We start from the raw sequence: 12,081 nt of genomic DNA on the forward strand, positions 1-12,081 counted from the left end.
AAGTAAATGAAGTCCCAACATGAATGAAAAAGGAGAGTGAAAGTCCTTCATAGTGATAATGAAGAACCTTTCTCGAGCGAAAAAAAGAAAAAGGTGCTTCATCTGGTGAATGAAGTCCCAACATGAATGAAAAAGGAGAGTGAAAGTCCTTCATAGTGGTAATGAAGAACCTATCTCGAGTGAAAAAAAGAAAAAGGTGCTTCATCTGGTGAATGAAGTCCCAACATGAATGAAAAAGGAGAGTGAAGTCCTTCATAGATGTAATGAAGGACTGTTTTAAGCAGGAGTTTGAAAATTCTAAACCTATTGCAGGAGAATACATATAGGAAATAGAAGACAATATACAAACAATTACAATGGGGGTTATCAAGTGATTATAAAAGATTGTCGGGCGATTGTGACTGGCGGAGCTTCCGGTCTAGGGGAAGCAACGGTTAGACATATTGTAAAAAATGGCGGCAAAGCATTAATTCTTGATATATCAGAAGAGCGTGCAAAAAAGATAAAGGATGAGCTGGGTGATCATGTTCTTTACAAAATTACAAATGTAACAAATGAAACGGAAGTAAAGGAAGCGATTGACTATGGCTATGAGCAGTTTGAGGGTATCAACACAGTAATAAATTGTGCAGGCATTGGAAATGCAGCTAAGCTACTAGGACGTAAAGGCGTTCATGAGCTAGAGATGTTTACGAAAGTGATCTCCATAAATTTGATTGGAACATTTAATGTAATTCGGCTTGCAGCGGAGCGGATGATACAAAATGATACGAATGAAAATGGCGAAAGAGGAGTCATCATTAATACAGCTTCCGTAGCAGCATTTGAAGGGCAAATCGGTCAAGCGGCATACAGTGCATCGAAGGGTGGCGTTGTCAGCATGACATTACCAATTGCGAGGGAGCTAGCGGGATATGGTATTCGAGTAATGACGATTGCACCAGGGCTTTTTCATACCCCTATGTTCGATTCCCTGCCAGTAGAAGCTAGAATTTCGTTAGGAAAAATGGTGCCATTCCCATCAAGATTAGGCTTACCAGAAGAATATGCCTTGCTTACGGAGAGTATAATTACTAATCCGATGCTGAATGGGGAAACCATCCGTTTGGATGGCGGGATTCGGATGCAGCCAAAGTAATTAGAAAGTGCAGTAGCAATATATTGTTGTAAACAATAATTTACTTGGGGTGTTTACATGCTAAAAGCTGTAATCTTTGATTTTGATGGAACAATTGCAGATACTCTACCTGTTTGTTTTTATGCCTTTCAAGCAGTTTTTAAGGAGTTTGATAACATTGAATATACAACTGATGAAATCAAATCGATGTTTGGACCATCTGAGACGGAGATTATTACTGAAAATCTCAAAAATCTAAATTATCAACAGGCTATTGAACATTATTATGAAAAATATGATGAAAAACATAGTGAAAATAATTTCAAAAGTGAAGAAATAAACGATTTACTTCTGTATCTAAAAAAAGAGGGCTACAAATTAGGGATTGTAACAGGGAAAGCAAGAAGAAGCTTAAATATTTCATTGAAGTATCTAAATATGGAAAAAATGTTTGATGTTATTATTACTGGTGATGATGTGAGCAAGCCGAAACCCCATCCAGAAGGAATTAATAAGGCATTACAACAGCTTGGAATGCTAGCTGGCGAAGCTATTTTCCTGGGGGATAGCGACGCAGATATTCAGGCTGGGAAACAAGCAAAAGTTTTTACCATCGGTGTGCAGTGGCTGCCAAATTACCAATCTTCCAATTTCACATTTCAGCCTAATCTTACTTTTTATAACGTCTCAAAATTTAAGGGAGTTCTAGTAAAAAAGGAGATTCTTCTTTGAATAGATGTTTTTCCATTTTCGTATTATATATCAATATATAAGGTATCATAATAGGGAAAATTGAAAGCAAATCGAATATCTCTATCGTTTTTAAGAGAGTAGGAGCAACATATTCCTACTCTCTCTCGATTCCTGCAATTGTTCCCTATGTTATTTAAGAGCGCTCATTTCCTCTTTTAAAATTACCTGTGATCTTTGCTAATATTAATTGTACAGTCTTTTCATCCCGTGCATGTTTAATTATCTCCATGCATCTTTCACCTTCTTTTCTGCTTAATATCTTCACTTGTTTTTCACAGTTTTCAATAAACACTTTATTATTTTTTGTGACTCGGCAGCTAATGGAGCTTCGTCTAATCGATTTCTTCTATCAATATTGTCCACTCAGATCTCCGCAAGTTCAATCAACGGTACTCATTATGAATTGGTTTAAACAAATCCTCTTGAGTGTTTCTGACCATAGAAAAATGATCAACATTGTAATGGCCATGTAGAATTTTATTATGATGGTTAATGATTTGTTCAGCAGATAGAATGGCAGAATTGGTTGTCGAATGCCCATCCCCTACTAATGTGACATCAAAATGATTAACTGTTGCCGTCCTGACAGCAGTGTCAATGCAATGTTCTGTTTTACATCCCATTATTACAAGATGTTCAATCTGACTATCCTTTAGGAAACTCAGTAATGGTGTGCCATAAAAAGAATTTGTCGCCTGCTTATCAAATACTTTGGCAGCTGGAGGCACCTTAATTTCTTGATGAATTTGAAATCCCGCACCTTCCCCATTAGCTACATCTGTATCTCTAATAAAAATAAGGAATACGTCTGATTCTACCGCTTTTTCAATGGCAGTATTAATATTATTTAATAGTTTCTCTTTGTTAAAAACACTTTCCTCTTTTTCATTCCCATCAATTAATTCCTGCTGGGCATCAATGATAAGCAGTGCTTGTTTCAATAGAATGACCTCTTTTCACTTTTAGTTTGTTCCCCAATTTTTTCGTCATGAAAGGGAAAAAATCCTTTTTTAGGAAAAGCTTCTTTGTGATTATTACAACAAAAAATGTAATTATATAGTAAAATGGAAACAATCAGGAAATAGTTAAATCAATATTTTCTTTCTTTAGTTTAATAAGTTTTAGGTGCTTGCGCTTACTAGCGTGATGAATACTATATGGCTAAGTTGCTTTAAAATATATTTAAAGAAGAGGAGTAATCCAATGTTGAAGTATGTCATTTTTGATTTTGACGGGACTATTGCTGATTCCAGAGTCGTATTTGTTTCGGCCTGGAACAAAATCGCTGAAAAATATCATTTTAAAAAAATAGAGTTAGCTGAATTAGAAAATATGAAAAAATTGACGATAAGAGAACTCTGTAAAATGCTGGATTTCCCAATGTATAAAATACCTATTTTTATCCCTCAACTTTATAAACTGTACCGTCAATCGATCAATGATTTGAAGTTGTTTGATGGCATGAAGGATGTTTTGGACGAGCTGAATAAAAAGGGGGTTAAAACAGCGATCATTTCCTCTAATTCTGAGGAGAATATTAAGCTGTTCCTGAGACGAAACAGCATGGAAAATGTTACAGATATTCTCTGTTCTAGCCATATATTCGGAAAGGACAAGCTTCTCTCAAAATTTTTAAAACAGAATCAGCTTGATACAGCGGATGTTATTTACGTTGGGGATGAGCAAAGAGATATTATTGCTTGTAAAAAAGCTGGAATAAAGATTATTTGGGTTACATGGGGCTATGATTCTATTGAAGTCGTCCAATCAGTAGAACCAGATTTCAAGGCATCATTGCCCGGAGAAATTTTACAGTTAATTTAATTTATTTTGAGATTTTCCATTATAAGATAAAGCTCGCAAAATAGGGGGATAATGTTGTGAATTATCTTTTAAAAATTTCATTCAATATAAGTATAATATTGCTATCCATTGCTATATTGGCTTCTTGTGAACAAAAGGAGACTGCCTCGATTGATGAGCAAAATGAAACGAAAGAACAGCAGATTTCAGAAGAACTGTTTGAATCATTTAAGAATTCGCAAACAGGTCAAACGGATAAAATAGTTAATGTGTATAAGCTGTTTTCTAATTACATAGATACCATGGAAAAAAATCCAGATGCTTCTCAGATTGACACATATAAAAAAGAGGTACTTGATCCGATTTACAATGATTGTTTTCAAGAAGCAGAATATATTCATATGGCTGATTCACTCCTTAATGAGGCACCAACCCGTTATACTGAATTGAAAAAAATAATCAAAAAGCTTGATAAAGAAGATACAAATAAAATAATCAAAGAAGCATTAGAAAAATCCGCATCTTATTTGCCTTCTGAAAAGGAAACAACAGTATGTGTATTTCCTGCTGCAAATTCGAATTATGCAATGATAAATGTGGGTGTTGGGAAAATAATCGTTTTATATGATATGTATTATACTGAAGGGAAAATACAGGCAGGAATTGCTCATGAATACCACCACAGTGTTTGGACAGAAAAGTATTTAAGAAAAGCTTTACCCTTCTCTGTATTAGATAATGTTATTTTTGAAGGAAAGGCAGTCATGTTTGAAAAATTAGTTTATCCAGAAATCTCCTTTACTCCAATAAATATGGATTACAATAAGGATTATTGGTCGAAAATTGAGCCTGACTTTGATAAATATGATATTAATCGATCATTTGAAATTATTAGTGGCGGAATGGAGCTTCCACCTTTATACGGATATAGTGAAGGATACAAAATGGTTAAATCATACTTAGATTTAAACCCAAATGCAACAATTGAAGAATGGACAGCTATGAGTGGAAAGGACATATTCCAAAAAGGGAAATACGCAGAAAAATATGAGTGAAGTATAAAACAAGAAAACCTGAATAATGTCCTTATAATGGATATTATTCAGGTTTTAGAGTGCTTAGTAGGTCCAAAATCAAAGAGACTTTATTTCTTTTTCTTTATCGGGATCCAAATTTCGCTGACAAAAGCTGGTGAGGTTACATCCTTATCCTTATTCCATAAGATTTCTGGACCTTCGACTTGTTCATAATGAGAGGAAGGAAACCATTCGGAATAAATTCGTCCCCACACATTTTGCAATGTATCTGGAAATGGACCAACTGCTTCAAAAACTGCCCAAGTGGACGCAGAGACTTCAAGCAGTGTTAAGCTAGTAGGACATTCCTTCGTTGTAGCAACTCCAATATAGTGATCAAGCTCGCCTTTTTCTTCCATTCTACCTTCTGAAAAGTTCGTAGATGCACTAAGAAGTCCGATCGGTTCAACATTAGACAGATTTTTAAGTTTAGTGATCGTGTCACTATTTAGACTTTCCCACATAGAGGCAATTTCCGGATTCACTCCATTAAAAATGATAGGTACTCTTTTCTTTAGACCAACAATGTGAAATGCCGCTTTCTCAACAATACGATAGTTCATTTCATTTCCCCCTTTAATTGATAAATGGAAGGTCATTGGAGGAAAAGCTTTAAGTGAATGGACGGAATGTCTTGCTTCTGATGGTGTAACCCCGTGCATCTGCTGGAAAGCTCTTGTAAATGAATCAGGTGAGCTATACCCGTATTTCACTGCAAGGTCAATGACTTTTACATTGCTTTCTTTTAGCTCAAATGCTGCAAGGGTAAGGCGCCTATGACGAATATATTCAGCAAGTGTAATGCCAGATAGGAAGGAAAACATTCTTTTAAAATGATATTCTGAGCATAATGCAACCCGAGCGACTTCTTGAAAGTCTATTTCATTTGTAAGATTATTTTCTATATACTTGAGTGCCTCATTCATGTGTTTAAGCAAATCCATCGTTATGACCTCCTTCATCATTAGAATAACAGGGGATAAAAAGTTTCATCCGACTTTTCGTGTACAATTTTGCAGGGGGTGTATAGAGTCTATATGAAAGATTTGAGTTGAGAAAACCTGTCTAAGGCAGATTCCCAATTTATCTTTTGCTTATTTTTCACTGCATATAATAACTCATGAAAGACAGGCTGCAAGCCGTAAAAAGAGCTTACTCGATAAAAAATAGAATCAAAACTCTCTGAGGATGTATACGATGATAAAACCTCTTTTGTAAAGTCGGGTCCAAATGTCCAATATAATCCAGCAAAATCGAATGCTGGATCACCAAGTTGAGCGTCAGTGAAGTCAATAATGCCCTCAATTTGGTTGATTGTTTTATTAATAATAATGTTTGAGGGTGTTAAATCTCCATGGATTAGTGTTTTTTTATAGGAAAGAGTGGAGTAGTTATTTATAAATGAAATAAATACTTCGCTAATCTCGCTTTGCTGATACGTATTTAAAAAAGGGAAGACATCCTGTTTAACTAAAGAATATAGATTTTCCCAATAATGAAGTGTGTGAATTGCTGTTAAATTTGTATCATTCATAACTGAAATATCAATGCTATGGAGTTTAGTTAGAAAATCAGCCATTAGCTTAGCGTTTTCAGGTTCCTCATTTAATTGACAATCAGTATATTCACTTAAAGACTTGCCTTTAAGAAAGGCATATGTAACACCAATTAATTTATTATCGTTAAATACCGGCTCATATTTTGGTATTTTGATAATAGGTTCTATCACGGCTAAATGATCCAGTATTTTCATTTCATCAATCACCCTTGTTATTAGGTGTTCTGATTTTGGGAACCTAAAGACTATTTCATCGTTTATGATTAGAATGTCATTATCCCAGCCATTATTATTTATTCGTACTTCATTTATTTCTAAATGGGGATATGTTTTTTTTATAATCGTTAAGTTTTCAGTTGGCAGCATATGGAATACCTCCTCGTATATTAAGTTTACTATTAATCAATTTTCAAAGGAAGAAACATGTAATATATCTTACCTTCTATGATTATCTTTTCTTATTAATCAGTAAGGATTGAACGAATATATATAATATAAAGGAGCATTCCTGTTAGAAGGATTTTCGGGGACTTGAACAAAAAGAGCCCTCTTGGTATGATGCGGGGTGTCAAATCGCGGCGAAATGACCCCTAATTTGTTAACCAAGGAGGACTCCATAATGGATTTTAAACAAAATCAGAAAATAAATCAAGTCACTGAAAAAACTCTGGTCGTTGGAATTGACATTGCCAAGCGTACACATTTCGCTTGTTTTGTGGATGATCGAGGACGGGTACTCCAAAAGTCATTTTCTATTTCTCAATCTCTAGATGGCTTTGAGCAATTCTACCAACGTGTTCTGACAGCGATGAAAGAACAGGAGAAAACAGAAGTCATCGTAGGAATTGAACCTACAGGTCATTATTGGCTTAATTTAGCCTATTTTCTTGATGAAAGAGGCATTCCACTTGTCATGACAAATCCGATGCACGTCAAGCGTTCAAAGGAGCTAGACGACAATCTGCCAACGAAACATGACCGTAAGGATGCACTGGTTATTGCCAGATTAGTAAAAGACGGACGATTCAGTTATCCACGTATTCTAAAAGAGGTGGAAGCTGAACTTCGAGTGGGATCTACATTTCGAGGCAAATTGACAGAGGAATTAGGGGCTGTCAAAAACATGATGATTCGATGGTTAGATCGTTATTTTCCTGAGTTTACGCAGGTATTTCCCAAATTCGGAAAAATGGCACTGGCTGTACTTGAATGTACTCCTTTCCCGAGTGATCTTCATCAGAAGCAGCCTGATGAGGTGCTAGTAATGTACCGAAAAGTAGAGGGGATGAAATCTCCTCAAAAGCCGAAAGCTACACGTTTAATCGAAGTCGCAGCTAACTCCATAGGAGTAACAGAAGGACGTGAGATGGCCCGTTTTGAAATCACCACACTCGTTCGCCGTTACCACCAGTTAGAACAAGAAAACGAAAGTATTACTCTGCATTTAGTTGAGCTTGCACAAACTTCTGTGGAGTACGAATGGCTCTCAACAGTTCAAGGGCTTGGAGATACGACGATTGTCGATCTTTTAGCTGAAATCGGAAGTTTTTCACATTATGATGATCCACGCCAACTCATTAAGCTCGCGGGATTAACGTTACATGAAAATTCCTCTGGTCAGCACAGAGGTCAAAAACGTATTTCCAAACGGGGAAGAAGAAAGCTTCGCTAGCCTCTGCCTTATGACTAGACCGAACGAAGGAATGTAGGCACACTGTTGCCCAGAGACATGGGAGGGTACGTCATCATAAACTACGCAGAGATCCATTGTGCATCGCATAATATCCTATCACTACTTTCCACTATTATCCAGTAGTGACCGCGTAGCGTACCTATATATTGGAGTAGTTTCACATAATATGAAAATATTGTTTGGAAGCGTGTCGAAAAATATTTTTTTGGCACCCCACCAACGGGTCAAACCGTTGATAAATCAACATTTATAGAGGGAGGAATTATGAAAATTCCTCCTAATTTTCACCATCAAGTCGGCATTCATATGGATATTGAGAATCAACATATTCATATACTTAATCTATCTGATAAAAATATGAATTTAAGAAAAATCCGAATTCTTATTAATGAAATCACTAAGGAATATAATATTTCAGTTTTGACATGGAATTCGATTTTTTATGGAGTAGGAGCTGCTTTAGCTGTTAGCACTGACAGGTTTATTCTTTTAAAAAAAGACGATCCCCGTTTATAAAAAAGAAAATGTTTATTGCAGGACCTTTTAGAAGTTTTTAGCAAATATTTTTTTATAGTTAAAAACTTCTTCTGTCTATAGTATAAATACCATTAGACCAGGATTAAAAATAATCACCTGTTGATGAATATGATACTAAAATGTTGATTCTGTAGAAATTTCATTTTGCCCTTATTGTGGTCAAAAACTAATTTAAAATTGGAAACTAAACCTAATTTCACCATAAAATCCGAATACCCTAAATTACATAAATGATAAGACTTTTATCTTCATAACAATTTCAACTATTACACTCTTTAGTTTTTATATGGAGCTGTATATTTGATAACCTATGCAAATCAATCTCGAAAATAAGGATTACCCATTTATCTTTATAGAAAGCGGTAAACTAATAGATGAATATAATTTAGCCTTAGTTATTATGCACGAAATCGGTCATCATCATGGTATCAAGGTAGAAAAAGAAGCGTATGCATTTGCTTTTAACCAATATGGTGTGGCCCATAGAATTATTGGACGTACTCCAGAACTAAAAAGTGAGAATATGAAAAGTGTTAAAAGAGGAAAAGAAATTGAACAGTTTCTAAGTAGATTCAAAAGAACTGTCGAGTCCTTTGTAATTATTGATGATGATAATGATATGGGTGAACTAACTCATAGATTAGTCCGCACGAGTCCCTTTAATTATGGATTAACAAAAGAAAAGGCAGATGAAGCGATAAACTTATTATTGAATTTAGATATAAAACCTCATGAAGATAGCTATAGAGGGATGGATTTCCATTATCAATTTTATAAAAGGTGAATCAATGTGCAATGTTTTAAAATATAGTTTTTACTGATAATAGAACCCCAAATACAAGTGGTATAGCAGCAAGTGTAGATAGATTACTTAATTTCTTCAACAGAGAATGCTTATGAAACATTCCTCTCACAAAAGAGGAGCCACAAAGTACGATTGACAAAAAACAAGACCGCAATAATGAAACGAATTGTATAAGATCATGAATGATGAGTAATTAGTGATAGTCCTTAAAAAGGAACATTTTCTTGATGAAGGAAATGTTCCTTTCCCATAAAAATTGTAGAAACTGCAAGGAAGAAAATGGATAGGCTACACTTAGTTGGACAGAATTTTTAAGGTCAAGTAGACTACAAATAACACATTTGAGGAGAATCTACATGACTAAAAGAGAACGCCGAACATTTACTGAAGATTTCAAGCAACAGATCGTGCAGCTGTACCAAAATGGAAAACCAAGAAAAGAGATTATTCGTGAATATGATCTTACTCCTTCATCTTTAGACAAGTGGGTGAGTCAGAGTCAAAAATCAGGTTCTTTTAAGGAGAAAGATAATTTAACAGATGAACAAAAAGAATTGATGGAACTCCGAAAAAGAAACAAGCAACTAGAAATGGAAAATGACATTTTAAAGCAAGCCGCGCTGATACTAGGACGAAAGTAAATGTAATTAAGAATAATCAACACAAATACTCGATATCAGCAATGTGCAAAGTCCTGCAAATCCCTAGAAGTACTTATTATTATGAAGCAAAAGAAAGAGTATCGGAGGATCCCGTTACCTCTGATGTAATCGATATTTTTCACGCAAGCCGTCAGAACTATGGAACACGTAAAATCAAAGTAGAATTAAAAAAGCGCGGTCATATTGTTTCCAGGCGAAGAATTGGGCGCATCATGCAGGAGCAGGGTCTCGTTTCTTCATACACAATCGCTCAATTTAAACCACATACAAAATCCTGTAATGAATCAGAACAAACAAATGAACTAAATCGTGCATTCGCACAGGAACAAGAAATGACTACAATCGTTAGCGATTTAACGTACGTAAGAGTCAATCAAAAATGGAACTACGTATGTGTCTTTGTCGATCTCTTTAATCGGGAAATCGTCGGTTTTAGTACAGGGCCAAATAAAGATGCATTACTCGTTTATCGTGCGTTAGCTTCTATCAAAGTCGATCTTAATAAGATACAGCTTTTTCATACGGATCGTGGAAATGAGTTTAAAAACAATTTGATTGATGATGCTTTAAAGACTTTTAATATCCAACGATCCTTAAGTATGAAGGGCTGCCCGTATGATAATGCAGTAGCTGAAGCAACATTTAAAATCATCAAAACAGAGTTTGTGAAGGGCAGACATTTTAGTAGCTTAGAAGAATTAACAAGGGAATTACAGGACTATGTTCACTGGTTTAATAACTTACGAATTCATGGAACCCTTGGATATGAAAGCCCAATTGAGTACAAACATAGACACCTTAAAAAAATTGTCTAGTTTAGTGTTGACATACCAAAAGTTATTCAATCTAATTAAATTTGTTTTTTCATTCCACATTTGCTACATTCACGTAGAAATTTACCTTCACTCACAGTAGACTTAAAGTGACTGTTATTACAATTATCGCAGCGTCCGGCTTTTTTATCTGGTAGTTCATTATAGTCATACGTCTTTGATAAATCTAGATTCTCATAGTTATGTGTCATAATTACACCTCAAATTTTCAACTCAATAGACTATAACAAATTACCACCTAAGAGACAATATCATACTAAAAATACATGCCAACCGGGGGATGATTCAATGAATTTTGAAGAACAAAGAGCTAGATTTAAAGCAGATGAAGAGAGAAAAGCAACATTTAAATTGGGCTACCGAGAAGGTAATAGTTATGCAAAGGCAGAAATAAAAAAAATAAAGCTTATAGAAACCTATTAATGGAATTTGTAGGATATGAAAAAGAGTATCTTACAACGAAGGTTGGATTTAAAAATTCAACAATCGTGAACTTATTGAAATAATTTTAGAATAAAGAGAGTTATTGAAATATTTATTTGAACAATTAGACGAAAATAAGAAAGACGAATTGAAAGATAAAATAGATAGTGTAATTTATGCAACTTACCGTGAATAGATAAAATTTTTAATAAATCTTTTGAAAAAGGATAAAGCCATTTTTACCCTTTTTTATGGGTCCAGGACTAATTAGAGGAGGACAAAAAACAATAAATAAGGGTGAACAACTTGCTAACTGAATGGGCACAATTCGAAAGAATTATTAAGAAAGTATAAATCAACCTGATTAGAAGTTTTCGTTAAGTTTTAAAAAGTCGGTTCCTTAGAGTTACAGGAATTCGACTTTTTTAGGTTGCAATTTGCTAAGCGTATAATATATGCGTTCTGTCGGCAGGACCCCCATAAGTTATTAGCACTAAGAGAAATTTCTTGTATCAAATTTTCTTAGTAAACCATTATTTTGTATTACCAATAGGTTCATGTAAAGTTGTTGAAAAGTCATTATAAAAAACAACATTTCACAAAAATGACATATTATACCTATTATTCCTGTTATACCACAATTGATTTTATGGTATTATTTTTTCTGATTAATGCTAAAAATGTAAATATTTACAAAAGTAGAGGTCTAATTATTTTGTGTTTTTACTGTATAATGTTGCGCAAATAATTTCCATCAAAAACAATTAACTTCACTGAAACTTCTAGATCGATAAGAGCAGTTATTGTAAGGGAATACATTG

11 protein-coding genes and 2 pseudogenes are annotated in these 12,081 nt (G+C 34.6%); 9 read left to right on the top strand and 4 right to left on the bottom strand.

Annotation, left to right across the window (positions count from 1 at the left end):
* Positions 1–370: 370 nt before the first annotated feature.
* Both C1726_RS21880 and C1726_RS21885 read left to right on the top strand, forming a co-directional pair.
* The gene (locus tag C1726_RS21880) at positions 371–1,138 is read left to right on the top strand and encodes a 3-hydroxyacyl-CoA dehydrogenase (protein WP_102275085.1); all 768 of its coding nucleotides are present in this window, start codon (positions 371–373) and stop codon (positions 1,136–1,138) included.
* A 57-nt stretch (positions 1,139–1,195) separates the two neighbouring features.
* Complete coding sequence (locus C1726_RS21885) at positions 1,196–1,849, top strand: HAD family hydrolase (protein WP_102275086.1); 654 nt, start codon at positions 1,196–1,198, stop codon at positions 1,847–1,849.
* A gap of 154 nt (positions 1,850–2,003) precedes the next feature.
* Here the strand turns inward: C1726_RS21885 and C1726_RS21890 are convergent.
* A pseudogene (locus C1726_RS21890) lies at positions 2,004–2,233 on the bottom strand (hypothetical protein).
* A gap of 20 nt (positions 2,234–2,253) precedes the next feature.
* Positions 2,254–2,811 carry an isochorismatase family protein gene (locus C1726_RS21895; protein WP_102275087.1) on the bottom strand — a complete coding sequence of 186 codons (558 nt, stop codon included), beginning with the start codon at positions 2,809–2,811 and terminating at the stop codon, positions 2,254–2,256.
* 262 nt (positions 2,812–3,073) lie between these two features.
* Between C1726_RS21895 and C1726_RS21900 the strand changes: the two genes are divergently transcribed.
* Both C1726_RS21900 and C1726_RS21905 read left to right on the top strand, forming a co-directional pair.
* Positions 3,074–3,694 (top strand): HAD-IA family hydrolase, encoded by a 621-nt coding sequence (locus C1726_RS21900; RefSeq protein ID WP_180968266.1) that lies wholly within the window; start codon positions 3,074–3,076, stop codon positions 3,692–3,694.
* A gap of 56 nt (positions 3,695–3,750) precedes the next feature.
* Complete coding sequence (locus C1726_RS21905; RefSeq protein ID WP_102275088.1) at positions 3,751–4,728, top strand: DUF2268 domain-containing putative Zn-dependent protease; 978 nt, start codon at positions 3,751–3,753, stop codon at positions 4,726–4,728.
* Positions 4,729–4,817: 89 nt separating this feature from the next.
* On the opposite strand, the gene C1726_RS21910 is transcribed toward C1726_RS21905, so the two are convergent.
* Both C1726_RS21910 and C1726_RS21915 read right to left on the bottom strand, forming a co-directional pair.
* Positions 4,818–5,693 carry an AraC family transcriptional regulator gene (locus C1726_RS21910; protein WP_102275089.1) on the bottom strand — a complete coding sequence of 292 codons (876 nt, stop codon included), beginning with the start codon at positions 5,691–5,693 and terminating at the stop codon, positions 4,818–4,820.
* 89 nt (positions 5,694–5,782) lie between these two features.
* Positions 5,783–6,673, bottom strand: a complete 891-nt coding sequence (locus tag C1726_RS21915; protein WP_102275090.1) for an aminoglycoside phosphotransferase family protein — start codon at positions 6,671–6,673, stop codon at positions 5,783–5,785.
* A 253-nt stretch (positions 6,674–6,926) separates the two neighbouring features.
* On the opposite strand from C1726_RS21915, the pseudogene C1726_RS21920 reads away from it, so the two are divergent.
* The 5 genes and pseudogenes from C1726_RS21920 to C1726_RS26820 form a co-directional block, all read left to right on the top strand.
* Positions 6,927–7,976, top strand: a pseudogene (locus C1726_RS21920) (IS110 family RNA-guided transposase); the annotation flags it as partial.
* Positions 7,977–8,264: 288 nt separating this feature from the next.
* On the top strand, positions 8,265–8,516 hold the full coding sequence (locus C1726_RS21925; protein WP_102275092.1) for a hypothetical protein: 252 nt from the start codon (positions 8,265–8,267) through the stop codon (positions 8,514–8,516).
* A 331-nt stretch (positions 8,517–8,847) separates the two neighbouring features.
* Complete coding sequence (locus C1726_RS21930; RefSeq protein ID WP_102275093.1) at positions 8,848–9,321, top strand: HAD domain-containing protein; 474 nt, start codon at positions 8,848–8,850, stop codon at positions 9,319–9,321.
* A gap of 377 nt (positions 9,322–9,698) precedes the next feature.
* Positions 9,699–10,819, top strand: a protein-coding gene (locus tag C1726_RS21935; RefSeq protein ID WP_142385044.1) for an IS3 family transposase whose coding sequence is annotated in 2 segments (ribosomal slippage) — positions 9,699–9,948 and positions 9,948–10,819 — 1,122 coding nt in all. Because the reading frame shifts where the segments join, the coding sequence is not laid out codon by codon here.
* A 306-nt stretch (positions 10,820–11,125) separates the two neighbouring features.
* Complete coding sequence (locus tag C1726_RS26820; protein WP_268877041.1) at positions 11,126–11,260, top strand: hypothetical protein; 135 nt, start codon at positions 11,126–11,128, stop codon at positions 11,258–11,260.
* Positions 11,261–12,081 lie beyond the last annotated feature (821 nt).

The sequence above is a fragment of the Cytobacillus massiliigabonensis genome (genome assembly GCF_900199725.1).
GTDB lineage: Bacteria > Bacillota > Bacilli > Bacillales > Cytobacillaceae > Cytobacillus > Cytobacillus massiliigabonensis.